This is a genomic window from Streptomyces sp. CA-251387 (assembly GCF_050936625.1).
GTDB lineage: Bacteria > Actinomycetota > Actinomycetes > Streptomycetales > Streptomycetaceae > Streptomyces.
The window spans coordinates 6,874,083-6,898,310 of record NZ_JBNJMJ010000001.1 but is presented as its reverse complement, the minus strand read 5'-3'; the positions used below and the strand labels follow the sequence as shown (position 1 = coordinate 6,898,310).

Here is a 24,228-nt window from a genome sequence, read left to right as displayed (position 1 = left end):
ACAGAGGGCCGGCACCGTGAAGGTGCCGGCCCTCTGTCCTCGTACCGCTCAGCCCGCGGCAGCGATCAGCTCCCGGCAGCGCTTCACGTCCTCGGCCATCTGCTCCAGCAGGGCCTGAAGCGACTCGAACTTCGCCTGGCCGCGCACGAAGGCGAGGAAGTCGACGGCGACGTGCAGGCCGTACAGGTCCAGCCCCACCCGGTCGATCGCGTACGCCTCCACCGTGCGCTCGGTGCCGTCGAACTGCGGGTTCGTGCCGACGGAAATCGCGGCCGGCATCGCCTCGCCCTGGGCGTGCAGCCAGCCGGCGTAGACGCCGTCGGCGGGGATGGCGGTGTGGGGCAGCGTCTCGACGTTGGCGGTCGGGAACCCGAGCTCCCGCCCCCGCTGCGCCCCTCGTACGACGACACCCTCCACCCGGTGCGGTCGGCCCAGGATCTCGGCCGCGCCCTGGACGTCGCCCTCGGCGACCAGGCGGCGGGTCAGGGTCGAGGAGAACGGCTCGCCGCCGCCCGCCTCGCCGGTCACGTACAGGTCGACGACCTCGACCTCGAAGTCGTAGATCTTGCCCTGTTCGGCGAGGAACTCGACGTGGCCCGCCGCGCGGTGGCCGAAGCGGAAGTTCGGGCCCTCGACGACCGCCTTGGCGTGCAGCTTGTCGACCAGGACCTTGACCACGAACTCGGCCGGCGACAGCTTCGAGAACTCGGTCGTGAAGGGCAGGATCAGCACCGCGTCCACCCCCAGTTCGCCCATCAGCTCGGCGCGGCGGTGGTGCGGGGCCAGCAGGGGCGGGTGGCTGCCGGGGCGGACGACCTCGCTGGGGTGCGGGTCGAAGGTGACGACGACGGCGGGGACGCCCAGCTCACGGGCGCGGTCCACGGCATGCCGGATGATCAGCTGGTGCCCGCGGTGCACTCCGTCGTAGGAGCCGATGGTGACGACGCTGCGCCCCCAGTCCTGGGGGATGTCCTCCAAGCCACGCCAGCGCTGCACTGTGACTGCTCCTTGTCGCAAACTCGTCGAACCCGTCGAACCCGTGTCCGTCTTTTGCCTCACACGCTCTCACGCAGGTCTAAGGGTGCCATGCCGGGCGCCTCGGGCCCGCATCGGCATGGTGGCTGTGACCGGGTGCACGTACGGACGCGCCGGTCATGCGGGAACTCGTACGCCGGCCAGGTTCTCGATCATCCGGCGGGTGCTCGGGCCGACGACCGCCGACCACTCCTGCGGGGCCTCGGTCAGCCAGCCGGCGACCCGCCCGGCGAAGCCGGGGACACGGCGGCCCAGGTCGACCAGGCCACGGTCGAAGCGGGCCGCGCCGTCCGGGGTGCGGACGAGGAGCAGACCGGTGTGGTGGACGAGCCCGCGGAGGTCGTCGTCCGCCCGGTCGGCGCCGCGCTGGACGGTGGCGTGCAGAAAGGCGTCCAGGACGGCCGGGGCGCGCTCATGGGCGAGGAGGACATCGCGGAGCTCGCGGCGCAGCGGGCGGGACTCGGGGGTGCCGGGCAGTGCGAGTACGGCGGCGAGGGCGGCCCTCACCTGTTCCGTGCCGCCCCGCAGCAGGCCGGTGACCAGCGCCAGGAGTGCGGCGCGTGCGGTGGGGCCCTGGTCGAGGCGCCGGTCGACGTACGCGGCCACGTCGGCGGCGGTCTCGGGGTGCCGCTGGACCGCCTCCCGTACGAGGGCGGCGACCCGGAGGGCGAGGCCGGGCGTGGTGACGTCGGCGAGGGTGCGCAGTGCCTGCCCGGGGTCCGGTCGGTTCAGGCGGTCGCGGAAGGCGTCCAGAACCGGTTCGGGATGGGTGGCCAGGGCGGCGAGCAGGGCGCTGGGCGGGAAGTGCGGGTCCGCGGCCGCGAACAGCTCCAGCGCCTGCGGGAGATGGCGGGCGCGCGTGCGTGGGTCCCGGACGAGGAGGGCGAGCGCGCCGCCGTGCAGGGTGCAGTCGGAGGGGCGGGCGAGCAGGGCGAGGGCGGCGTAGCGGAGGAGTTCACGGTCGGCCTCGGTGTGGACGTGGGACGCGGCGCGCAGTGCGTACGCCACCGCCGCGACGCGCCGCCCGGGCCGCTCGTCGTGCGCCCAGCGGTCGACGGCCCGGCAGATGGCGGACGGCTCCTCTTCGGCCAGTACGGCGAGGAGTTCGTCGGCCTTGCGGTGGGCGCTGTCGACGAGCGTCTCGGTGAGGTCGTCGAGGGCGCGGTGGCGGTGGGCGTAGAGCAGGGCCTGGGCCGCGCGGGCGACGGTTGCGTGGGGGGTGGCGGGCAGGGGGCGGTCGTCGTCGAACCAGCGGGTGAGGTGGGGTTGTACGGCGGCGGGGGTGGTGGCGAGGAGGTGGGCGGCGGCGTCGAGGTAGCGGGGGGTGTGGGAGGGGGGTGCGGTGGATGCGGTGGATTCGGGCGAGGGCGAGCAGGCGCCGCCGACGGAGAAGGGGGCGGGAGGGGACGTGGGGGTGGGGGCGGCGGGGCTGTCCGGCGCGTGGGTGCCTGGGGTGTACGGACAGGAGGCGGTCGGGAGCGTGTCGCTCGGGAAGGCCTCGCTCGGGACGCTGTCGGTCTCGTGCGGTGGGCCGTCGGCGCGAACGAGGTCGCGGAGGAGGGCGAAGCGTTCGGTGTCCGGGAGGCGCAGGGCCGTCCAGAAGCCGGGGTGGAACTCCGGGGGTGCGGGGCGTTCCCGGTGCCGCCAGGCCACGATGCGGTCGGCGAGCAGGCGCAGTACGCCCAGGTACGGCGTCGCGTCCGGGACGCGCAGCAGGGTCTCGGCGAGGAGGCGGGCGGCCCACCAGGAGTGCCGGTCGGCGTCGAGGGCGTGCGTCAACTCCTCCAGTCGGCGGGCGAGTCGGTCGGTTCCGTGCTGACGGGCCAGGAGGAGCAGGGCCTGCACGACGGGGCCGATGCGGTGGTGCGGCACGGGGAGGGGGTGCGCGGCGTCGGGGTCGGTGCGGCGGCGGTGGACCAGGGCCCGGAGGGCCTCGTCCAGGTCGAGGTGCATGCCCTGGATCCAGTCGGCGAGTTCCTCGTGGGCGAAGCGGTAGCCGTTGCCGGCGGGGACGAGGAGGCCCTCGGTGAGGACGGCGGAGGCCCAGCCGGTGCCGCCGCCGAGCCTCGCGGGGGCGGGGCCCCAGGGGAACACGTCCTCGAAGGACGAACGGTCCAGCTCTCCCTGGCCAGGGCCGAGGCTGCGGCGGGCGGCCTCGTGGACCTGGCCGGCGACCTTGGCGGCAAGGCGGCGTACGGCGGTGCCGCGCAGGCCGTTCTCGGCGGCGAGGCGGACGGCGATGCGGAGGCACATGAGGTCGAGGTGGGCGGAGAGGACGTCGTCGCGGTCGAGTGGGGGGTGGGGGGTCTCGGGGAGGGCGGCGCGGACCTCGGAGAGGAGCCGGAGGGTGAGGGGGTGGCGGGCGTCGGGGGCGGCCAGGGCCGCTTCAGGGATGCCGTAGCGGGTGCGGGCCTGGTGGGCCTCGTCGGGGGTGAGGTCGCCGAGCCGTACGCAGGGCGGGAAGCGCCGGGAGTTCTCGCCCCCGCCGCCCCTGCCCGTCCCGTCCCCAGGGGCTCCGCCCGTTCGACCCCGCCAGGGGGCTGCCGTCCCCGGGACCCCCGCTTCGGCCTGAACGGCCTCGTCCTCAAACGCCGGACGGGCTGAGATGCACGGACCGGCGTCGAGCGGTGCAGCCTCCTCGCCCTCGAACTCCCCAGCCCCGTACAGCAGTTCCTCCGGGAACTCCGCCCCCGCCCCCTCCCAGTACTCCGCCCCGCACGCCACCACCAACCGCGTCCCCGTCTCCCGCAGCCACCGCGCCGTGCCGTCCGTCCAGGCCGCGAGGCGGTGGGCCAGGAGTGGGGGCATCTCCTCGGGGCCGTCGAGGAGGAGCAGGAGGGGGCGGCCGGTGGTGTGGGAGAGGTGGGCCAGGCGTTCGGGGGTCGTGTCGCCCAGGGTGGGGTCGGAGGAGGTCGACGCCGCCACGATGCGGGCCGCTCGGGTGAGGGCCCGGCGCGCGGCGTCGGCCACCGAGTCGTCGTCGTCCTTCAGGTCGGCGCCGCGCAGCCACAGCGTGGGGGACGGTCGCGGGTCGCGGTGGCGGCGGGCGGCCAGGGCCGCGAGTTCGGTCGTACGGCCGCTGCCCGGAGGCCCGACCAGGGCCAGGACCGCGGCCCCGCTCTCGGTGAAGGCGTCGAACTCCCTTGCCACCGAGGCCCGTTCGACCGGCGCCACCGCCCCCGCTCCCCCGGCCTCCATGCGGCCGACGCAGCCTGCCAGGGCCCCGGGCGGACCGTCCTGTCCGACCGACGTGGCCGTCAGTTCCAGTACGCCCGCCAGGTTCAGGTCGGCCCCGTAAGCGGGCACGGTCGCCGCGTTCTCCGCGAGCAGCTCGGCCAGCGCACCGTCGGCCGGGCCGGAGTTCAGCAGCGGCACGGCGAACCCGGCGTCACGGTCGCCGGACCGCAGGGCCGTGCCGAGGACGCCCACCACCGCCCCGGTCCCGGCGTCGAGCACGGGTCCCCCGGCCGCCCCTCCGCCCAGCCGCAGCGCATCCCGGCCGGCCGTGCCGACCGCCAGCTCCAGGGCGCTGTCGAGGTGATGGAAGCCGCTGGTCGCCGTGTACGTCACGGACGCCGCGCCCAGCACGCGCGCCTCCCGCCACCCGCCGGCCGCGATCCGGACGTAGGCGCCGGTCTCGATCCGTTCCCGCACGGTCACCGGCAGCGGCTCCACGCCCAGGCCTTCGGTGCGTACGAGGGCCAGGTCCAGCTCGGGCAACGGGGTCACCGCACTCGCGGGAACCACACAGCTGCGGTCACCCTCGGCGGCGTGCAGGACCAGACGGGACAGCCCGTCGACCACCTCGTGGCTGGTGACGACGGTGCCGTGATGGTCGGCCACGAAGCCGAGGCCGCGGGGCCGCCCGGCCAGGTCGTGGATGCGGACCAGAGCCGCGTCACGGACGCGGGCGCCCGACTGGACACCCTCCGTGCGTTCGTCGCCGCTCCCCCGCCCGCGCGCGTGGCGAGCCCGGTCGTCGTCGTGGGACGGGGAGCGGCGGGGGTGCCGTGCGCAGCCGTCCTTCTCGGACCGGCCCCTTCCTGTGCCCTGCGTGTCCGCCGCCGTCCACGTCCCCGTCCGCTCCGACGTCCGGCGGTCTCCGCCCGCCCGCGGGCCCCGTCCCGCCATCGTCGAACCTCCCCGCCATGCGCCCGTACGCCCATACACTCACGCCCTGTTCTTTCGACAGTAGGCACGATGTGATCAGCGGGACAGATCGCTCGGCGAACGCGCCCCCTTCCGCTCCCTCGGTTCACTCCGAGCGCCTGCACGGACGGGTGAACAGAAGGGGGTCGCTGGATACACCCTAGGGGTGGGGGAACCGAGGGGGGACCGTGGAGCGGCGGGCAGAGGACGACTCCGTGACCGCCGCTCCACGGGCAGGCACCCGGCGGAGGCCGGGTGTCTCCAGATCCCTCAGCCGAAGACGGCCAGGCTCTTCGCCTTGCCCTTGTGCTGCTCCACGAGCGCGAGGAAGCGGCCCTCGGGGTCGAAGACGGCGACGGGACCGGCACCGGCGTACTCGTCGGGCATGTCGAGGCGGACGCCGTTCGTCAGCAGGCGGGCGCGCCGGGCGTCCACGTCCCAGCGGGGGAACGCGGCCGCGGCGGCCTCGGCGATCGGCATCACCGTCAGCTCCTGCTGGAGCTGGTCCAGCGTCTTCGCGGAGTCCAGCTTGTACGGTCCGACACGGGTGCGGCGCAGCGCCGTGAGGTGGCCGCCGACGCCCAGGTCGGCACCGAGATCGCGGGCCAGGGCGCGGATGTACGTGCCCGAGGAGCAGACCACCGACACGACCAGGTCGAGAACGGCGGTGCCGTCGTCGGCGACGGCGTCCCGGACGTCGTACACCGAGAAGGACGAGACGGTGACCGGCCGGGCCGGGATGTCGAAGTCCTCGCCGTCCCGCGCCCGCTTGTAGGAGCGCACGCCGTCGATCTTGATGGCGCTGACCTTGGACGGCACCTGCATGATGTCGCCGGTGAGCTTGGCGATGCCGGCGTCGACGGCGTCGCGGGTGACCTTCGAGGCGTCGGCCAACCCCGTGATCTCGCCCTCGGCGTCATCGGTGATGGTGGTCTGGCCGAGGCGGATGGTGCCCAGGTACTCCTTCTCGGTCAGGGCCAGATGACCGAGCAGCTTGGTCGCCTTCTCGACGCCGAGGACGAGGACGCCCGTCGCCATGGGGTCGAGGGTGCCGGCGTGCCCGACGCGGCGGGTGCGCGCGATGCCGCGCATCTTGGCGACCACGTCGTGCGAAGTGAAGCCCGACGGCTTGTCGACGATGACAAGGCCGTCGGGCGTGGTGTGCTTCTGCGTCATTCCGCGGTGTCGCCGTCCGTCTCGTCCTCGGAGCCCGGCTTGCGGTACGGGTCCGCGTCACCGGCGTACTTCGCGCCCGCGGACACCTCGCGCACCTTCTCGTCGGACTGGCGCGCCTTGTCGAGGAGGTCCTCGATGGTGCGGGCGGTGTCCGGCAGGGCGTCGGCGACGAAGGTGAGGGTGGGCGTGAACTTCACGCCCGCGGCGGCCCCGACGGCCGAGCGGAGCACGCCCTTGGCGCTCTCCAGTCCGGCCGCGGCGGCTGCCCGCTCCTCGTCGTCCCCGTACACCGTGTAGAAGACGGTCGCCTCCCGCAGGTCACCCGTGACACGGGTGTCCGTGATGGTGACGTGCGAGCCGAGCCGCGGGTCCTTGATCCCGCGCTGCAGCTTCTGGGCCACCACCTCTCGGATGAGGTCCGCCAGCCTTTTAGCCCGCGCGTTGTCGGCCACTGGTCCGTCTCCCGTTCTTTCTTCTTCTACGTTCTGTGGTCAGTCGTCGTCGCCGTGGAAGCGGCGTCTCACGGACAGCAGCTCCACCTCGGGGCGGCCGGCGACCAGCCGTTCGCAACGATCGAGTACGTCGCTGAGATGCCCCGCGTCGCCGGAGACCATCGCGAGGCCGATGAGAGCCCTGCGATGGAGGTTCATGTGGTCGACCTCCGCCGCGCTCACCGCGTACTTCCGCTGGAGTTCGGCGACGATCGGACGGACGACGGAGCGCTTCTCCTTCAGCGACCGTACGTCGCCGAGGAGGAGGTCGAAGGACAGAGTCCCCACGTACATGTGTGTAGCCGGTTCACCCGCCGGTACGGGATCGATGACCCTGCGATCGGTATGGGCAGGGACATCAAGAACGGTACCGCGAACCCCTGGATGGCTCGACGGAGTTTCCGCTCGGCAAACGGCGCGCCGGCCGACGGGACCGAAGTCCCGCCGGCCGGCACGAACCGTCGGCTGCTTAGGCCCGCGGCTTCTCGCGCATCTCGTACGTCGCGATGACGTCGTCGACCTTGATGTCGTTGAAGTTGCCGAGGTTGATACCACCCTCGAACCCTTCGCGGATCTCGGTGACGTCGTCCTTGAAGCGACGCAGACCCTCGATGTTGAGGTTCTCCGCGACCACCTTGCCGTCGCGGATGAGGCGCGCCTTGGTGTTGCGCTTGACCTCGCCGGAGCGGATGAGGACACCCGCGATGTTGCCCAGCTTGGACGACTTGAAGACCTCGCGGATCTCCGCCGTACCGAGCTCGACCTCTTCGTACTCCGGCTTGAGCATGCCCTTGAGGGCCGCCTCGATCTCCTCGATCGCCTGGTAGATGACCGAGTAGTACCGGACGTCCACGCCCTCGCGCTCCGCCATCTGCTGCGCACGGCCGGCTGCCCGGACGTTGAAGCCGATGACGATGGCGTCGGAGCCCATGGCCAGGTCGATGTCGGACTCCGTGACCGCACCGACGCCGCGGTGCAGGACGCGGATGTCGACCTCTTCGCCGACGTCCAGCTGGAGCAGCGAGGACTCGAGGGCCTCGACGGAACCAGAAGCGTCACCCTTGATGATCAGGTTCAGCTGCTGGACCTCGCCGGCCTTGAGCACCTTGTCCAGGTCCTCCAGCGACACGCGGCGCGTGCGCTTCGCGAAGGCCGCGTTGCGCTCGCGAGCGGCACGCTTCTCCGCGATCTGGCGGGCCGTACGGTCCTCCTCGACCACGAGGAAGTTGTCGCCCGCACCCGGGACGTTGGTGAGGCCCAGGACCTGCACCGGCGTCGACGGGCCGGCCTCGGCGACGTTGTTGCCGTTGTCGTCGAGCATGGCGCGCACGCGGCCGTAGGCGTCGCCCACGACCATCGTGTCGCCGACCCGCAGCGTGCCTCGCTGGACGAGGACCGTCGCCACGGCACCGCGGCCGCGGTCGAGACGGGACTCGATCGAGATGCCCTGCGCGTCCTGGTTCGGGTTGGCCCGCAGGTCGAGCGAGGCGTCGGCGGTGAGGATCACGGCCTCCAGCAGGGAGTCGATGTGCAGACCCTGCTTGGCGGAGATGTCGACGAACATCGTGTCGCCGCCGTACTCCTCGGCCACCAGCCCGTACTCGGTGAGCTGACCGCGCACCTTGGTCGGGTCGGCGCCCTCGACGTCGATCTTGTTGACCGCGACGACGATCGGGACGTCGGCCGCCTTGGCGTGGTTGAGCGCCTCGACCGTCTGCGGCATGACGCCGTCGTTGGCCGCGACGACCAGGATCGCGATGTCGGTCGACTTCGCACCACGGGCACGCATGGCGGTGAACGCCTCGTGACCCGGGGTGTCGATGAAGGTGATCTTGCGCTCTTCGTCGTTGACCTCGGTCGCGACCTGGTAGGCACCGATGTGCTGGGTGATGCCGCCGGCCTCGCCCGCGATGACGTTCGTCTTGCGGATGGCGTCGAGCAGTCGGGTCTTACCGTGGTCGACGTGACCCATGACGGTGACGACCGGCGGACGGACCACCAGGTCTTCCTCGTCGCCCTCGTCCTCGCCGAACTCGATGTCGAAGGACTCGAGCAGCTCGCGGTCCTCCTCCTCGGGGCTGACGATCTGAACCGCGTAGTTCATCTCGTCGGCGAGGAGCTGCAGCGTCTCGTCGGAGACGGACTGCGTGGCCGTGACCATCTCGCCGAGGTTCATCATGACCGCGACGAGCGACGCCGGGTTGGCGTTGATCTTCTCCGCGAAGTCGGTGAGCGACGCACCGCGCGACAGGCGAATGGTCTCGCCGTTGCCGCGAGGCAGCATCACGCCGCCGACCGACGGGGCCTGCATGGCCTCGTACTCCTGGCGCCTCTGCCGCTTCGACTTGCGGCCACGACGCGCGGGACCGCCGGGACGGCCGAAGGCACCCTGCGTGCCACCACGGCCACCGGGACCGCCGGGACGGCCACCGAAGCCGGGACGACCGCCGCCGCCACCGCCGGGACCACCCGGACGGCCGGCGAAACCGCCGCCACCGCCACCGGGACCGGCCGGACGACCGGCGAAGCCGCCACCGCCACCCGGACGACCGGCGAAACCGCCGCCGCCCGGACGACCGCCGCCGCCACCGGGACGACCGCCGCCACCGGGACCACGGCCACCGGGGCCACCGCCGCCGGGACGCGGGCCGGCAGCGGGACGCTGCGGCATCATGCCGGGGTTCGGACGGGGGCCGCCGGGGCCACCGCCGGGACGCGGGCCTCCGCCCTGCGGACGGGGCATGCCGCCCGGGGTGGGACGGGCGCCGCCCGGAGCCTGCGGACGGGGACCGCCCGCCGCGCCCTGGGGACGGGGACCGCCCTGGCCCTGCGGACGCGGAGCGCCGCCGGGAGCGCCGGGGGCACCGGGGCCGCCCGGACGCGGGGCACCGCCCGGACGGGGCGCCTGCGGGCGCGCCATACCGGTGGAGCCACCAGAGGTGAACGGGTTGTTGCCCGGACGGGGACCGGCCGGACGAGCGCCCGGACGCGGGGCACCGCCACCCGGACGCGGAGCGCCGGCACGGTCGCCGCGGTCACCACGGCCCTGGCCGCCCTGGCCGGGACCACCCGGACGCGGGGCGCCGGGACGCGGGGCCTGGCCGGCCGGACGCGGAGCGCCCGGACGCGGGCCGGAGCCCTGGGAGGCAGCCGGCGCGGCGGGAGCCGACGGGGGTGCCGTGAACTCGGGCGTCGTCGGAGCCGGGGACGCCGGGGCGGGCCGCGGCGCGGGCTTCGGGCCCGGAGTGGGACGGGGGCCGGGAGTGGCCGGCGCGGCGGGAGCCGCGGGCTTCTCGGCGGCGGCCGGCTTGGGGGCCGGCGGGCGCGGGGCGGCCGGACGGGCAGCCTGCGCCGGAGAGGGGGCTGCCGGCTTCGCCGGGGCAGCCTTGCGGGCGGGGGCGGGCTTGCCGCCTCCGTTGCCCTGCTGGAGGGCGTCCGTCAGTTTGCGGACAACGGGCGCTTCGATGGTCGAAGACGCCGAACGGACGAATTCACCGAGTTCTTGGAGCTTGGCCATGACGACCTTGCTCTCAACCCCGAACTCCTTGGCGAGTTCGTATACCCGGACCTTAGCCACTTCGCTCCTTTTAGGTCCGGGTTGCGGCCGGACCGTCGCTACTTCATGGGCGTACTCATCGCGTACTCATCGAGTGCTCATCGCAATCTCGACCTGCTTTCGACTCGCGAGGTACCAGGGCCGCACGGGGTTCCGCACGACGCTTCTTACGGTGTTGCCTGCTCAGCAACTGTTGTCTGCTCGACGTACTGGCGCAACGCCTTTGTGTCGAGCGCTCCCGGGGCGCGCAACGCCCGCGTGAACGCCCGGCGGCGTACCGCCTGGTCGAGACAGACCAGTGCGGGGTGTACATACGCACCCCGGCCGGGCAGCGTACCGCGAGGATCAGGGACGCACTCGTCCTTGATCGCCACGATGCGCAGCAGATCAGTCTTGGCCGCTCGCTCCCGGCACCCCACACAGGTGCGTTCAGGGCATGCGCGGACGCGTGTCCGGCCAGACACAGTTCAGTCTACCTCCCCGTACGCTCCTCACCCCTTTGGGGCAGGATTCGAACAGTTGCCGCGCGATAACCTGACGTAATCTGAGCGACCTGCGGCTTGGATCTATTCCCCGGTCTGCTCGGTGTCCGGACGGATGTCGATCCGCCAGCCGGTGAGCCGGGCCGCAAGTCGGGCATTCTGCCCTTCCTTGCCGATGGCCAGCGACAGCTGGTAGTCGGGCACGGTCACACGCGCCGAGCGGGCGGCCATGTCCACGACCTCCACCTTGGAGACCCGGGCCGGCGAGAGCGCGTTCGCCACCATCTCGGCCGGGTCGTCCGACCAGTCGACGATGTCGATCTTCTCGCCGTTCAGCTCGCCCATGACATTGCGCACACGGCCGCCCATGGGGCCGATGCAGGCGCCCTTGGCGTTCAGGCCGCTGCGGGTGGACCGGACGGCGATCTTCGTACGGTGACCGGCCTCACGCGCGATGGCGGCGATCTCGACGGACCCGTCGGCGATCTCCGGCACCTCCAGGGCGAAGAGCTTCTTCACCAGGTTGGGGTGCGTGCGCGAGAGGGTGACGGACGGGCCGCGGACGCCCTTCGCCACCCGGACGACGTACGACCGAAGCCGCATCCCGTGCGGATACGTCTCCCCCGGGACCTGCTCCTGCACCGGCAGGATGGCCTCCAGCTTGCCGATGTCCACGAGGACGTTCTTCGGGTCGCGGCCCTGCTGGACCACGCCGGTGACGATGTCGCCCTCGCGCCCCGCGTACTCGCCGAGCGTCGCGTCGTCCTCGGCGTCGCGCAGCCGCTGCAGGATGACCTGCTTGGCGGTGGTGGCGGCGATACGGCCGAAGCCGGACGGGGTGTCGTCGAACTCGCGGGGCTCCTGCCCCTCCTCGATGTCCTCGGGATCCTCCTTCGCCCACACGGTCACATGCCCGGTCTCCCGGTTGAGCTCCACGCGCGCGTGGCGGCGGCTTCCCTCGGTGCGGTGGTAGGCGATGAGGAGGGCCGACTCGATCGCTTCGACCAGCAGGTCGAAGGAGATCTCCTTCTCCCGTACCAAGCCCCGCAGGGCACTCATGTCGATGTCCACGGCTACGCCTCCTCTTCCTTCTCGTTCTTGCTGTCCTTGCGGCTGAACTCGACCTGCACGCGCGCCTTGGCGATGTCAGGGAAGCCGAGTCTGCGGCTGGTGGCCTTGCGGCCCTTCACTCCGGGCACTTCGAGGTCGAGGCCGTCGTCGTCGACCTTCAGGATGCGGGCCACCAGCTCGCCGCCCTCGGCCAGTTGGAACTTCACCAACCGGTCGACGGCGCGCACGTAGTGCCGGTGCTCCGAGAGGAGGCGCTCAGCGCCCGGGGTGCCGACCTCGAGGGTGTACTCGCCCTCGCCCATCGCGTCCGTCTCGTCGAGCTTCGCCGAGAGCGCACGGCTCACATCGGCGATCTGGTCCAGGTCGGCCCCGGTGTCGGAGTCCACGACGACGCGCAGCACGCGCTTGCGTCCGACGGAGTCCACCGCGATCTCTTCGAGATCCAGGCCCTGGGAGCTGACGAGGGGTTCCAGCAGTTCTCGCAGCCTCTCGCTCTGGGTGGTGCTCATCCGGGTGACTCCTCGGCCGCGTGTGCTGTTGTGGGATGGGTCGCGTGTCTGGTCAAAGGGTATCCGGTCGCAGGGAGTGTTGCCGTCCACCTGCATGCGAACGGTGCCGCTGAGTGGTGCCGTCCGGTGGCGCGGGTACGGTGATCACGGGCCTGCGGCCCGCTGGTTCCGCAACTGCCTTCGCAACTGCTTTCGTAACTGCTTTCGTACGAGTTCCCCGAGGACGTCTGCCGTGCCGTACCCCTCGCCGCCGCGCTCCCCCTCGGGGCCGCGCAGAAGAACCCTGCTCGCCTCGGCCGCCGGTGCCGTCCTGCTGGTGGGCTGCTCCGCCGGGTCGGAGGACTCGGACGGCACCACGAGCGGCAGCCCGTCGCTCGCCGAGCGGGCACGCGCGCGTGCGGCCCGGGACAGCGAGGGGCTGGTCGAGCGGTACGACGCGGTGCTCGCCGCCCATCCCGGGCTGGCGGAGCTGGTGGGGCCGTTGCGGGCGGAGGCCGTACGGCATGCGGAGGCGTTCGGCGGCGGGCGTGCCTCGGCCAGTGCATCACCTTCGCAGTCGCCGTCGGCTCCCGGGTCGGCATCCCCTTCCGGGTCGCCGTCGGTCACCGTGCCCGCGAACGAGAAGGACGCCCTGGCGGAGCTCGCGGCAGCCGAGCGGGCGCTCGCGGACCGGAGGGCGAAGGCGCTCCTGGACGTACCCGGCGAGCTGGCACGGCTGCTGGCCTCCGTGGCGGCGGCCGGGGCGGCGCACGCGTTTCTGCTGACGGAGGGGGCCAAGTGAGCGAGGCACGCGAGAGCGGGAAGAAGCAGCGGCTGACGGCGCTCCAGGCGGCGCTCGCCGCCGAGCACGCGGCCGTGTACGGATACGGCGTCGTCGGCGGCCGGATCCGCGAGGGACGGCGCTCGGAGGCACGCGCGGCGTACGACGCGCACCGGGCGCGGCGGGACGCGCTGGCGCGCGAGGTGCGCGAGCTGGGCGCCGAGCCGGTCGCCGCGAGCGCCGCGTACGCGCTGCCGTTCCCGGTGCCGGACTCGGGCGCGGCCGTGCGGCTCGCCGCCGAGTTGGAGGACCGGGTGGCCGGGGTGTACTCCGACCTCGTGCGGGCAGCCGAGGGTGAGTTGCGCCGTACGGCCGCCGAGGCGCTGCGGGAGGCGGCGGTGCGGGCGGTGCGCTGGCGGGGCGAGAGCGTAGCCTTCCCTGGGCTCGCCGAGCGGGCGGGCACCGCGTCGGCATCGGCGGCGCCCACCGCGTGACGTGGGCCCGGGGAGCACGTACGGCAGTACGGGAAGGGAACGGCTCGCGCATGGCTTTCGAACCGCCGCAGCGTCTGGTCAGGGCGCTCGGTGAGACGGCACCGGACGGTGACGACTGGTTGGAGAAGCTGCCGGAGGCGGCCCGCCAGGCCGTCGCGCTACGCGAGTTGACCGTTGAGCGGGTGCAGGTGCCCGGCGGGCGCAGCAGCCTGGTGGTACTGGTCCGGCGCCCCGACGGGACCCCCGCCGTGCTGAAGCTGGCCCCGCCCCGGGCCCGTCCCGAGAGCGAGCGGGCGGCACTCGCCCATTGGGGCGGACTGGGCGCCGTACAGCTTCTGGAGCCCTCCGTGACCGAGGGTGTGCTGCTGTTGGAGCGGCTGCATCCGGATCTGTCGGTGCGGTCGCTGCCGGAGGCGAAGGCGCTGTTGGAGGCGGCGGGGACGTTGCGGCGGCTGTGGGTGGAGCCCCCGGCCGGGCATCCCTTCGAGACCGTGGCCGAGCGGACCGGACGGCAGGCCGAGGCGATGCGGGCGACCGCGTCGGCGGACGCCGAGGTGGCGGTGCTGGTCGATGCCGCGCTCGCCGCCCGGGAGGAGCTGCTGGCCGCGCCGCCGGAGCAGCGGTTGCTGCACGGGACGTTCCGGCAGAGCAAGGTGCTGGCCGGGGAGCGGATGCCGTGGCTGGCGGTGGGGCCGGATCCGGTGGTGGGTGAGTGCGCGTTCGATCTGGCGCGGCTGGTGCGGGACCGGGTGGAGGACCTGATCGCCCAGCCGTCGGGAGCGGCGACGACCCGGCGGCGGGTGAAGCGGCTCGCGGAGTCGCTGGACGTCGACCAGGAGCGGCTGCGGGGCTGGACGCTGTTCCGGGCCGTGGAGTCCGGAGTCAGGGCACGCAGGGTCGGACGGCCGCAGGACGCCGAGCTGTTGCTGGAGTTCGCGGGGTGGCTCTGAGCATGCCGGTGCGGGTCCCGGAACCGGAACCCGCACCGTGGGTCCGCCCTATGCGGCGAGGCGCGCGATCGCCTCGTCGACCGTGAGCTCCTCGCGCTCCCCGGTCCTGCGGTCCTTGAGCTCGACGACGCCCTCGGCCGCGCGCCGCCCGGCCACCAGGATCTGCGGTACGCCGATCAGCTCGGAGTCGGTGAACTTCACGCCCGGCGAGACACCCGCCCGGTCGTCGCACAGGACGCGCAGGCCGGCCGCGGCCAGCTTCTCGGAGACGTCGAGGGCGAGTTCGGTCTGCAGGGCCTTGCCCGCGGCGACCACGTGCACGTCGGCCGGGGCGACCTCGGCGGGCCAGCACAGGCCCTTGTCGTCGGCGGTCTGCTCGGCGAGGGCCGCGACCGCGCGGGAGACGCCGATGCCGTAGGAGCCCATGGTGACGCGGACCGGCTTGCCGTTCTGGCCGAGGACGTCGAGCTTGAGGGCGTCGGCGTACTTGCGGCCCAGCTGGAAGATGTGGCCGATCTCGATGGCGCGGTCCAGCTTGAGACCCGTGCCGCACTTCGGGCAGGGGTCGCCCTCCTGCACGACCACCACGTCGACGTACTCGTCGACCTCGAAGTCACGGCCCGCGACGACGTTCTTCGCGTGCATGCCCTCCTTGTTGGCGCCGGTGATCCAGGCGGTGCCGGGGGCCACGCGCGGGTCGGCGAGGTACTTGACCTTCTCGCCCAGGCCCTGCGGGCCGACGTAGCCGCGGACCAGGTCCGGGCGGCCGGCGAAGTCCGCCTCGGTGACCATCTCGACGACGGCCGGGGCGAAGTGGGCCTCGACCTTGTCCATGTCGACCTCGCGGTCGCCGGGGACACCGACGGCGACGATCTCGCCGTCGACCTTGACGAGGAGGTTCTTGAGGGTGGCCGAGGCCGGGACGCCGAGGGAGGCGGCGAGGGTCTCGATGGTGGGGGTGTCCGGGGTCGGGATCTCCTCGGCGGCGGGCGCGTCAGCCGCGTCCACCGGCTTGAGCTCGTACGTGATCGCCTCGGTGTTCGCCGCGAAGTCGCAGTTCGGGCAGTCCGCGAAGGTGTCCTCGCCGGCCTCGGCCGGGGCGAGGAACTCCTCCGACTTGGAGCCGCCCATCGCACCGGCGGTCGCGGCGCAGATGCGGTAGTCGAGGCCGAGGCGCTCGAAGACGCGCTGGTAGGCCTGGCGGTGCAGGGCGTAGGACTTGGCCAGGCCGTCGTCGTCGGTGTCGAAGGAGTAGGAGTCCTTCATCAGGAACTCGCGGCCGCGCAGGATGCCGGCCCGCGGGCGGGCCTCGTCGCGGTACTTGTGCTGGATCTGGTAGAGGATGACCGGCATGTCCTTGTAGGAGGACGCCTGGTCCTTCACCAGCAGGGTGAAGATCTCCTCGTGGGTCGGGCCGAGCAGGTAGTCGCCGCCCTTGCGGTCCTTGAGGCGGAACAGCTCCTGGCCGTACTCGTCCCAGCGGCCCGTGGCGTCGTACGGCTCACGCGGCAGCAGCGCGGGGAGCAGCACCTCCTGGGCGCCGATGGCGTCCATCTCCTCGCGGACGATGCGCTCCACGTTGGCGAGGACCCGCTTGCCGAGGGGCAGCCAGCTCCAGATACCGGCGGCGGTGCGGCGGACGTAGCCGGCGCGCACCAGCAGCTTGTGGCTGAGGACCTCGGCGTCCGCCGGGTCGTCGCGCAGCGTCTTCGCCATCAACTGGGACATGCGCTGGACCGGTGCGTTCGCCATCGTTCTCGTACTCCTGCCGGGTTTGGGTTATGGCAGGAGGTTAGCCGGGTGGGACGGGGCGGTGGAAATCGGTTGGCGGCGGCGCGATCGCCTACCGGCGGCGGAGCGGGAGTGGGGCGCCCATGACCGCGTACGGCTTCGGGGCGCTCGGGAACAGGACCTGGCGGGCGAGGTCCTGGTAGCCGAGGGAGCGGTACAGCCCGCGGGCCGGGCTTTCGACGTCGATCGCGGAGAGGATCGAGCGGGGTTCGACGGCGCCGTCCGTGATCGCGGTGATCAGGGAGCGGCCGATGCCACGGTTCTGGTAGCGGGGGTGGACGTGGAGTTCCGTGATGACGAAGGAGTTGTCGAGCCAGTCGTCGTGGCCCTGGGCTCGGAGGTAGGGCTCCACGACGGTGGACCACCAGTGGGTGCGGTCATTCGGCATGCCGTACACGAACCCGACGAGGCGCCCGGCGGTGGTGGCGCCGAGGGCGCGGGCGCCGGGGTAGGTCATGTGGCGCAGGACGATTTGACGGCGTACGGCTACCTCGTCGGGACCCAGGCCGAAGGCGACGGCTTGGACGGCGAGGGCCTCGTCGACGCGGGCCGGCAGGTCCAGGGGGCCGATCACGATGTCGTCTGGTTGGCGGCGGTGTCCGTGACCGGGAAGGCGCATGTGGGGGAGCCTACAGGGGGGTTCGCGCTGTGTTCCGGGTGCGGCTCGTTCGTGGTTGCTCGCGCAGTTCCCCGCGCCCCTAAGGGCGTTGCACTGCCGCCTCTCCGAGGGGAACGCGATCAGAACAGGACGCTCATGAACGCGCCCACCTCTTGGAAGCCCACCCTCGTGTACGTCCTTCGCGCCGCCGTGTTGAAGTCGTTGACGTACAGGCTCACCACCGGGGCCACGTCAGCCAGCGCGTAGCGCAGCACCGCCGCCATTCCGGGGGCCGCCAAGCCCTGGCCCCGGTACTCGGGGGCCACCCACACTCCCTGGATCTGGCAGGCGCGGTCCGTCGCGGCGCCGATCTCGGCCTTGAAGACGACCTTGCCGTTCTGGTCGAGGCGGGCGAAGGAGCGGCCGGAGCCCACGAGTTCGGCGACTCTCGCCTGGTAGAGGAGGCCGCCGTCGCCGGCCAGCGGCGATACGCCGACCTCCTCGGTGAACATCGCCACGCAGGCCGGCATGATCGTCTCCATCTCGTCCTTGCGGATGCGGCGGACGTACGGATCCGGGGTGATGTCGGCCGGCATACGGTCGGTGATCATGAGGGGCTGGTGGGCGCGGACCTCGCGGGCCGGGCCCCAGCCGGGTTCCAGCAGGCGCCACAGCTGGGCGGTGGATTCGGCGGGGCCGACGATGGACGAGCAGCGGCGGCCCGCTCGCCGGGCCCGGTCGGCGAACGCCCGTACCGCTCGCGGAGTCGCGCAGATCGGTACGAGGTTGGCGCCCGCGTAGCACAGGGACCTCAGCATGCCGTCCTCGTACCAGCCCCACATCTCGCCGCCGAGGCGCCACGGGTCGAGGCCGGCGACCTGGACGCGGGACGTCACGAAGGCGTTCACGACCGGCTCGCGGTCGAGGACGGCGAGTGCGGCGTCCAGGTCGCTCGGTTCGAGCACCCGTGAGGTGGTCTGGGTCAACACGTTCGGGGGGCCTCCGGGGAGCTGCTGGTCTCCGCACTGTACCTGCGGAAGCTGAGCCGTGCCGCCCTGCCTGGTGCCGCCCGCTTGGAGGTACCCGGCGTTGTCGTTGCCGTCGGCTGGGGGCTGCCGCCCCCAGACCCCCGCTTCGGCCCCGAAAGGGCCTCGTCCTCAACCGCCGGACGGGCTGACTGTTCCGACCGGCGTCAGCCGGCCACCGATACCGAAGGCTCGCCCGACGTCACGCCGTCCGCCTCCATCTGTTCGGCCAGCTTCATGGCCTCCTCGATGAGGGTCTCGACGATCTTGGACTCGGGGACGGTCTTGATGACCTCGCCCTTGACGAAGATCTGGCCCTTGCCATTGCCGGAGGCGACGCCGAGGTCGGCCTCGCGGGCCTCGCCGGGGCCGTTGACCACACAGCCCATGACGGCCACCCGCAGCGGGACCTCCATGCCGGTCAGGCCTGCCGTGACCTCTTCGGCCAGCTTGTAGACGTCGACCTGGGCGCGGCCGCAGGACGGGCAGGAGACGATCTCCAGGCCGCGCTGCTTGAGGTTCAGGGACTCCAGGATCTGGTTGCCGACCTTGACCTCCTCGACCGGCGGGGCCGAGAGGGAGACGCGGATGGTGTCGCCGATGCCCTGCGAGAGGAGGGCGCCGAACGCCACCGCCGACTTGATGGTGCCCTGGAACGCCGGGCCGGCCTCCGTCACACCGAGGTGCAGCGGGTAGTCGCACTGGGCCGCGAGCTGGCGGTACGCCTCGATCATCACGACCGGGTCGTTGTGCTTGACCGAGATCTTGATGTCGCGGAAGTCGTGCTCCTCGAAGAGGGAGGCTTCCCAGAGCGCGCTCTCGACCAGGGCCTCGGGCGTCGCCTTGCCGTACTTCTGGAGCAGGCGCCTGTCCAGCGAGCCGGCGTTGACGCCGATGCGGATCGGCGTGCCGTGGTCCTTGGCGGCCCGCGCGATCTCCTTGACCTTGTCGTCGAACTGCTTGATGTTGCCGGGATTGACGCGGACCGCGGCGCAGCCGGCCTCGATGGCCGCGAAGACGTACTTCGGCTGGAAGTGGATGTCCGCGATCACCGGGATCTGGGACTTGCGGGCGATCGTCGCGAGGGCGTCCGCGTCGTCCTGCGTCGGGCAGGCCACGCGCACGATCTGGCAGCCGGAGGCCGTGAGCTCGGCGATCTGCTGGAGGGTGGCGCCGATGTCCGACGTACGCGTCGTCGTCATCGACTGGACCGAGACCGGCGCGTCCCCGCCGACCGCCACGGATCCGACCTGGATCTGCCGGCTCTTCCGGCGCTCGGCGAGCTTGGTCGGAACGGACGGCATGCCGAGAGAAATCGCAGTCATCTGCTGTGCAACCCCAAGTCGTGGATCAAGGTCCGGTCCCGTCAGCAGCGGGCTCCAGGCTTCGAGATTACGGCACAGGCGCGGGCCCCAGCACATCACGGTGCGTAAACCCACTCAATGGAAGGCGGCCCGGGATACATGATCCCAGGCCGCCTCGAACTCCATGTGACTAGGAGATTCTCACCGGGTTAACCACGTCCGCCACCAGCACGAGCAGCGTGAAGCAGACAAAGATCCCGGCGACGACGTACGCCACCGGCATCAGCTTCGCCACGTCGAACGGGCCGGGGTCCGGGCGGCGCAGCACCTTCGCCGTGTTGCGGCGCAGCGACTCCCACAGGGCGCCCGCGATGTGGCCGCCGTCGAGCGGCAGCAGCGGGAGCATGTTGAAGAGGAACAGGGAGAGGTTGAAGCCGGCCAGGAGGAAGACGAAGGTGGCCAGCTGCTGCGAGGCCGGGATGTCGAGGGTGGCGATCTCGCCGCTGACCCTCGCCGCTCCGACGATGCCCATCGGGGAGTCCGGCTCGCGCGGGCCGTCACCGAACGCCGCGTCCCACAGGGCGGGGATCTTGGAGGGCAGGGCGACGAGGGAGTCGACGGCGTCGCCGACGCGGTCGGTCATCCAGGTCACGGAGTCGCCGAAGTCCTGTTTGACGACGCCGGTGGCGGCACTGAAGCCGAGGAAGCCGGCCTGGACGTAGTCGTCCTTGACGTACGCCCCGCCGGCGTCCTTCTTCACGACCCAGTTGGTGGCGATCTTCGCGTGCAGGGTCAGTTCCTCGCCCTTGCGGTCGACGACGATCGGCACGTCCTTGCCGGCGCTCTCGCGGATGAGGTCGGAGAGGGTGTTCCAGTCCTCGGTGCGTACCCCGTCGAAGGAGACGATCTTGTCGCCGGCCTTCATGCCCGCGGCGGCGGCCGGGGACCTGTCGTCGGACGCCTTGCAGTCCTCGCGCTTCTCGGTCTGCGCGATGACGCACTGGGAGACCGAGCTGACGGTGGTGGTCTGCTGCTGGATGCCGAAGCCCATCAGCACGGTGAGGAACAGGCCGAACGCGAGGACCAGGTTCATGAACGGGCCCGCGAACATCACGATGACCCGCTTCCAGGGCTTGCGGGTGTAGAAGAGGCGGGTCTCGTCGCCGGGCTTGAGTTCCTCGAAGGCGGCCGAGCGGGCGTCCTCGATCATGCCGCGCCAGGGAGATGTGGAGCGGGCCTCCAGGCGGCCGTCCGGTCCCGGCGGGAACATGCCGATCATGCGGATGTAGCCGCCGAACGGGATCGCCTTGATGCCGTACTCGGTCTCGCCCTTCTTCCGCGACCAAAGGGTCGGGCCGAAGCCCACCATGTACTGCGGCACGCGGATGCCGAACAGCTTGGCCGTGGACAGGTGGCCCAGCTCGTGCCACGCGATCGAGAAGAGCAGCCCGACCGCGAACAGCACTATGCCGAGGATGAACATCAGGGTCGTCATGCACGGGCCTCCGCCGTGTGTGCCGCCAGTTCCTGTGCCCGCCTGCGGGCCCAGCTCTCCGCTTCGAGGACGTCCGCGACGGTGAGGGAAGTTCCCGCCCGGGGGGTGCCGTGCTCCTCCACCACCCGCGTCACGGTCTCCATGATCCCGTTGAACGGCAGTGCGCCGGCCCGGAAGGCCTCCACGCACTCCTCGTTGGCCGCATTGAACACCGCGGGCGCCGTGCCCGCGAGCTCACCCACATGGCGCGCCAGGTCGACCGACGGGAACGCGTCGTTGTCGAGCGGGAAGAACTCCCACGTCGACGCCTTGCTCCAGTCGAACGTGGGCGCGGCGTCGGGGACGCGCTCCGGCCAGCCGAGGCCGATGGCGATGGGCCCGCGCATGTCGGGGGGCGTCGCCTGGGCGATCGTGGATCCGTCCGTGAACTCAACCATCGAGTGAACATACGACTGGGGATGCACGACCACCTCAATGCGGTCGAAGGAAATGTCGTAGAGGAGGTGCGCCTCGATGACCTCCAGACCCTTGTTGACGAGGGTCGCGGAGTTGATCGTGATGACCGGGCCCATGGCCCAGGTGGGGTGGGCGAGGGCGTCCTCGACGGTGACGTTCGCCAGTTCCTCCTTGGTACGGCCGCGGAAGGGGCCGCCGGAGGCGGTGACGACGAGTTTGCGTACGTCGGCACGGTTGCCGGAGGCCAGCGCCTGGAACAGGGCGGCGTGCTCGGAGTCGACCGGGATGATCTGCCCGGGCTTGGCGAGGGCCTTGACCAGCGGGCCGCCGACGATGAGGGACTCCTTGTTGGCGAGCGCGAGGGTGCGGCCCGCCTCCAGGGCGGCGAGGGTGGGGGCCAGGCCGATGGAGCCGGTGATGCCGTTGAGGACGGTGTGGCAGTCGGAGGCGGCGACCTGGGTGGCCGCGTCGGGGCCGGCCAGGATCTCGGGGAGCGGCTCCCCCGTGCCGTACTGGGCCGTCAGCGCTTCCCGCAGTGCGGGTACGACGTCCTCGCGGGCGACCGCGACGGTCCGCGCCTTGAGCCGGTACGCCTGCTCGGCGAGGAGGGCGACCCGGCCGCCGTTGGCGGACAGGGCGGTGACCCGGAACCGGTCGGGGTTGCGCAGCACGAGGTCGATGGCCTGGGTGCCGATCGAGCCGGTGGAGCCGAGGATCACCACGTCCTTGGGGCCGTCGCCCGCCACGGGGTCGTAGACGAGATGCGGGTCGGCGAGAGGGGCTGGACTGTCGCTCATCCCTCCATTGTGGCCGTAACCGTTGTCGGGGAGGACAGGGTGTCCCCTTCGGAGGGTTACAGGATGGTGAGAGGTCACTGCGGGCAGTGACCTCTCAGCGACCTCTCAGCAACCTCTGACCGCGTCGGTCACCGGATCGGGCGGTGCACGTTCTCCCGTGCGCTCGGGCCGGGCGTCGCGTCCGCGATCCATACACCGCCGTCGTCCGACGGGTCCACGATGCCCTGTTCCAGCCACTCGTACGTGCCCGACATCACTCCCTTGACGACCTTGCGGTCGAGGTCGTCGGTGTTGGACCAAAGACGGCCGAAGAGCTCCTCGATCCGCAGGCGGGCCTGGCGGCAGAAGGCGTCGGCGAGCTGGTAGGCCTCGCGGCCGTGCTCGCCCTGGCCGCGCAGGTGCTCGGCGCGGACACAGACCGCGCTCATGGCGAACAGTTCGGCGCCGATGTCGACGATACGGCCGAGGAAGCCCTGTTTGCTCTCCATGTGGCCCTGCCAGCGGGACATGCCGTAGAAGGTGGAGCGGGCGAGCTTGCGAGAGGTGCGTTCGACGTAGCGCAGATGCGCGGAGAGGTCGACCTGCTGCTTGAACTCGCCGTAGGTGTACGGCAGTTGCCCCTGACCCGCGACCAGCTTCGGCAGCCACTTGGCGTAGAACACGCCCGCGTTCGCGCCCGCCTTCGCCTTGTCCTGGAGGGACTTCTCGGGGTCGATGAGGTCGCCGGCGACCGACAGGTGGGCGTCGACGGCCTCGCGGGCGATGAGGAGGTGCATGATCTCCGTCGAGCCCTCGAAGATGCGGTTGATGCGCAGGTCGCGCAGGACCTGCTCGGCGGGGACCGCGCGCTCGCCGCGCGCCCTGAGCGACTCGGCGGTCTCGAAGCCGCGGCCGCCGCGGATCTGGACGAGTTCGTCGGCGATCAGCCAGGCCATCTCGGAGGCGTACAGCTTGGCGAGGGCGCCCTCGATGCGGATGTCGTTGCGGTCCTCGTCGGCCATCTGCGAGGCGAGGTCGGTGACGGCCTCCAGGGCGAAGGTGGTGGCCGCGATGAAGGAGATCTTCGCGCCGACCGCCTCGTGCTGGGCGATGGGCTTGCCCCACTGTTCGCGTGCCGCGGACCACTCGCGGGCGATCTTCAGGCACCACTTGCCGGCGGCGACGCAGGAGGCGGGGAGCGAGAGCCGGCCGGTGTTGAGAGTGGTCAGGGCGATCTTCAGGCCGGCGCCCTCCGGGCCGATGCGGTTCGCCGCCGGGACGCGGACCTGGTGGAAGCGGGTGACGCCGTTCTCGATGCCGCGCAGGCCCATGAAGGCGTTGCGGTTCTCGACGGTGATGCCGGGCGAGTTGGTCTCCACGACGAAGGCTGTGATGCCGCCCTTGTGGCCCTCGGACTTGGGCACCCGCGCCATGACGACGAGGAGGTCGGCGACCACGCCGTTGGTCGTCCACAGCTTGACCCCGTCGAGGATGTAGTCGTCCCCGTCCGGTACGGCGGAGGTGGCCAGGCGCGCCGGGTCGGAGCCGACGTCGGGCTCGGTCAGCAGGAAGGCGCTGATGTCGGTGCGGGCGCAGCGCGGCAGGAACCGTTCCTTCTGCTCCGGGGTGCCGAACAGCTTGAGCGGCTGCGGTACGCCGATCGACTGATGGGCGGAGAGCAGCACACCGATCGCGGGCGAGGCCGAGCCCGCCAGGGTCAGCGCCTTGTTGTAGTACACCTGGGTGAGGCCGAGGCCGCCGTACTTGGTGTCGATCTTCATGCCGAAGGCGCCGAGTTCCTTGAGCCCGTTGATCACCTCGTCGGGGATCCGGGACTCGCGCTCGATCAGGGCGCCGTCGACTTTCGTCTCGACGAAGTCGCGCAGTTTGGCGAGGAATTCCTCTCCGCGCTGGGCGGCCTCGTCGGTCGGCATCGGGTGGGGGTGGATGAGGTCGAGGCGGAAGCGGCCGAGGAACAGTTCCTTGGCGAAGCTGGGCTTGCGCCACTCCTGTTGCCGGGCGGCCTCCGCCACCTGGCGTGCCTCACGTTCGGTGACAGTAGGGCGTCCGGAGGACGACGTGGGTGCTGCGGACATGAGGCTCACCTCGC

General features: G+C 71.8%; 19 protein-coding genes. 3 read left to right on the top strand and 16 right to left on the bottom strand.

The features are described 5' to 3' along the window. Nucleotides 1–48 precede the first annotated feature (48 nt). The 9 genes from ACQEV2_RS30975 to rimP all read right to left on the bottom strand — a co-directional run bounded on the left by ACQEV2_RS30975 (nt 49) and on the right by rimP (nt 12,469). Nucleotides 49–996: a bifunctional riboflavin kinase/FAD synthetase gene (locus tag ACQEV2_RS30975; RefSeq protein WP_433048679.1), complete on the bottom strand. Its 948-nt coding sequence runs from the start codon at nt 994–996 to the stop codon at nt 49–51. A 156-nt stretch (nt 997–1,152) separates the two neighbouring features. Beyond that, a complete protein-coding gene (locus ACQEV2_RS30970; protein ID WP_433054901.1) occupies nt 1,153–4,926 on the bottom strand; it encodes a trypsin-like peptidase domain-containing protein in 3,774 nt (1,257 codons plus the stop codon). Nucleotides 4,927–5,454: 528 nt separating this feature from the next. Then, entirely contained in the window at nt 5,455–6,360 is a 906-nt protein-coding gene (truB, locus tag ACQEV2_RS30965) for a tRNA pseudouridine(55) synthase TruB (protein WP_433048676.1), read from the bottom strand. Then, complete coding sequence (rbfA, locus tag ACQEV2_RS30960; RefSeq protein ID WP_433048673.1) at nt 6,357–6,812, bottom strand: 30S ribosome-binding factor RbfA; 456 nt, start codon at nt 6,810–6,812, stop codon at nt 6,357–6,359. Before rbfA ends, truB begins: the two co-directional genes overlap by 4 nt. Nucleotides 6,813–6,851: 39 nt before the next feature. Next, nucleotides 6,852–7,145 (bottom strand): DUF503 domain-containing protein, encoded by a 294-nt coding sequence (locus ACQEV2_RS30955; RefSeq protein ID WP_398822993.1) that lies wholly within the window; start codon nt 7,143–7,145, stop codon nt 6,852–6,854. A gap of 175 nt (nt 7,146–7,320) precedes the next feature. Then, nucleotides 7,321–10,428, bottom strand: a complete 3,108-nt coding sequence (gene infB / locus ACQEV2_RS30950) for a translation initiation factor IF-2 (protein ID WP_433048669.1) — start codon at nt 10,426–10,428, stop codon at nt 7,321–7,323. A gap of 146 nt (nt 10,429–10,574) precedes the next feature. Continuing rightward, on the bottom strand, nt 10,575–10,871 hold the full coding sequence (locus tag ACQEV2_RS30945) for a YlxR family protein (protein ID WP_433048666.1): 297 nt from the start codon (nt 10,869–10,871) through the stop codon (nt 10,575–10,577). Nucleotides 10,872–10,973: 102 nt separating this feature from the next. Beyond that, complete coding sequence (nusA, locus tag ACQEV2_RS30940; RefSeq protein WP_433048663.1) at nt 10,974–11,960, bottom strand: transcription termination factor NusA; 987 nt, start codon at nt 11,958–11,960, stop codon at nt 10,974–10,976. 2 nt (nt 11,961–11,962) lie between these two features. Beyond that, nucleotides 11,963–12,469: a ribosome maturation factor RimP gene (gene rimP / locus ACQEV2_RS30935; protein WP_433048660.1), complete on the bottom strand. Its 507-nt coding sequence runs from the start codon at nt 12,467–12,469 to the stop codon at nt 11,963–11,965. 232 nt (nt 12,470–12,701) lie between these two features. Between rimP and ACQEV2_RS30930 the strand changes: the two genes are divergently transcribed. From ACQEV2_RS30930 to ACQEV2_RS30920, 3 genes are read left to right on the top strand one after another with little or no spacing between them, the layout of a single operon-like run. Next, on the top strand, nt 12,702–13,250 hold the full coding sequence (locus ACQEV2_RS30930; protein WP_433048657.1) for a hypothetical protein: 549 nt from the start codon (nt 12,702–12,704) through the stop codon (nt 13,248–13,250). After that, on the top strand, nt 13,247–13,723 hold the full coding sequence (locus ACQEV2_RS30925) for a ferritin-like domain-containing protein (protein WP_433048654.1): 477 nt from the start codon (nt 13,247–13,249) through the stop codon (nt 13,721–13,723). Before ACQEV2_RS30930 ends, ACQEV2_RS30925 begins: the two co-directional genes overlap by 4 nt. A 50-nt stretch (nt 13,724–13,773) precedes the next feature. Further along, entirely contained in the window at nt 13,774–14,673 is a 900-nt protein-coding gene (locus ACQEV2_RS30920; RefSeq protein WP_433048651.1) for an aminoglycoside phosphotransferase family protein, read from the top strand. Nucleotides 14,674–14,721: 48 nt separating this feature from the next. Here ACQEV2_RS30920 and ACQEV2_RS30915 read toward each other — a convergent pair whose 3' ends face one another. The 7 genes from ACQEV2_RS30915 to ACQEV2_RS30885 form a co-directional block, all read right to left on the bottom strand. Continuing rightward, nucleotides 14,722–16,425 carry a proline--tRNA ligase gene (locus tag ACQEV2_RS30915; RefSeq protein WP_433048648.1) on the bottom strand — a complete coding sequence of 568 codons (1,704 nt, stop codon included), beginning with the start codon at nt 16,423–16,425 and terminating at the stop codon, nt 14,722–14,724. 91 nt (nt 16,426–16,516) lie between these two features. Further along, nucleotides 16,517–17,083, bottom strand: coding sequence for a GNAT family N-acetyltransferase (locus tag ACQEV2_RS30910; protein WP_433048645.1), 567 nt, complete (start codon nt 17,081–17,083; stop codon nt 16,517–16,519). Between the two features lie 119 nt (nt 17,084–17,202). Continuing rightward, nucleotides 17,203–18,051, bottom strand: a complete 849-nt coding sequence (locus ACQEV2_RS30905) for a GNAT family N-acetyltransferase (RefSeq protein WP_433048642.1) — start codon at nt 18,049–18,051, stop codon at nt 17,203–17,205. 203 nt (nt 18,052–18,254) lie between these two features. Then, nucleotides 18,255–19,412, bottom strand: a complete 1,158-nt coding sequence (gene ispG / locus ACQEV2_RS30900; protein ID WP_399109300.1) for a flavodoxin-dependent (E)-4-hydroxy-3-methylbut-2-enyl-diphosphate synthase — start codon at nt 19,410–19,412, stop codon at nt 18,255–18,257. A gap of 169 nt (nt 19,413–19,581) precedes the next feature. Next, nucleotides 19,582–20,874: a M50 family metallopeptidase gene (locus ACQEV2_RS30895; protein ID WP_433054898.1), complete on the bottom strand. Its 1,293-nt coding sequence runs from the start codon at nt 20,872–20,874 to the stop codon at nt 19,582–19,584. Between the two features lie 8 nt (nt 20,875–20,882). Continuing rightward, on the bottom strand, nt 20,883–22,139 hold the full coding sequence (gene dxr / locus ACQEV2_RS30890; protein WP_433048639.1) for a 1-deoxy-D-xylulose-5-phosphate reductoisomerase: 1,257 nt from the start codon (nt 22,137–22,139) through the stop codon (nt 20,883–20,885). A 128-nt stretch (nt 22,140–22,267) separates the two neighbouring features. Continuing rightward, nucleotides 22,268–24,214, bottom strand: a complete 1,947-nt coding sequence (locus tag ACQEV2_RS30885) for an acyl-CoA dehydrogenase family protein (protein ID WP_433048635.1) — start codon at nt 24,212–24,214, stop codon at nt 22,268–22,270. Between the last annotated feature and the right edge of the window lie 14 nt (nt 24,215–24,228).

Excerpts from the sequence above, each read along its gene's own strand:
- ACQEV2_RS30885 (WP_433048635.1), bottom strand. The coding sequence starts at position 24,214 with ATGTCCGCAGCACCCACGTCGTCCTCCGGACGCCCTACTGTCACCGAA.
- ispG (WP_399109300.1), bottom strand. The coding sequence starts at position 19,412 with ATGACTGCGATTTCTCTCGGCATGCCGTCCGTTCCGACCAAGCTCGCC.
- truB (WP_433048676.1), bottom strand. The coding sequence starts at position 6,360 with ATGACGCAGAAGCACACCACGCCCGACGGCCTTGTCATCGTCGACAAG.
- ACQEV2_RS30915 (WP_433048648.1), bottom strand. The coding sequence starts at position 16,425 with ATGGCGAACGCACCGGTCCAGCGCATGTCCCAGTTGATGGCGAAGACG.
- ACQEV2_RS30910 (WP_433048645.1), bottom strand. The coding sequence starts at position 17,083 with ATGCGCCTTCCCGGTCACGGACACCGCCGCCAACCAGACGACATCGTG.
- ACQEV2_RS30920 (WP_433048651.1), top strand. The coding sequence starts at position 13,774 with ATGGCTTTCGAACCGCCGCAGCGTCTGGTCAGGGCGCTCGGTGAGACG.
- rimP (WP_433048660.1), bottom strand. The coding sequence starts at position 12,469 with ATGAGCACCACCCAGAGCGAGAGGCTGCGAGAACTGCTGGAACCCCTC.
- ACQEV2_RS30895 (WP_433054898.1), bottom strand. The coding sequence starts at position 20,874 with ATGTTCATCCTCGGCATAGTGCTGTTCGCGGTCGGGCTGCTCTTCTCG.
- dxr (WP_433048639.1), bottom strand. The coding sequence starts at position 22,139 with ATGAGCGACAGTCCAGCCCCTCTCGCCGACCCGCATCTCGTCTACGAC.
- ACQEV2_RS30955 (WP_398822993.1), bottom strand. The coding sequence starts at position 7,145 with ATGTACGTGGGGACTCTGTCCTTCGACCTCCTCCTCGGCGACGTACGG.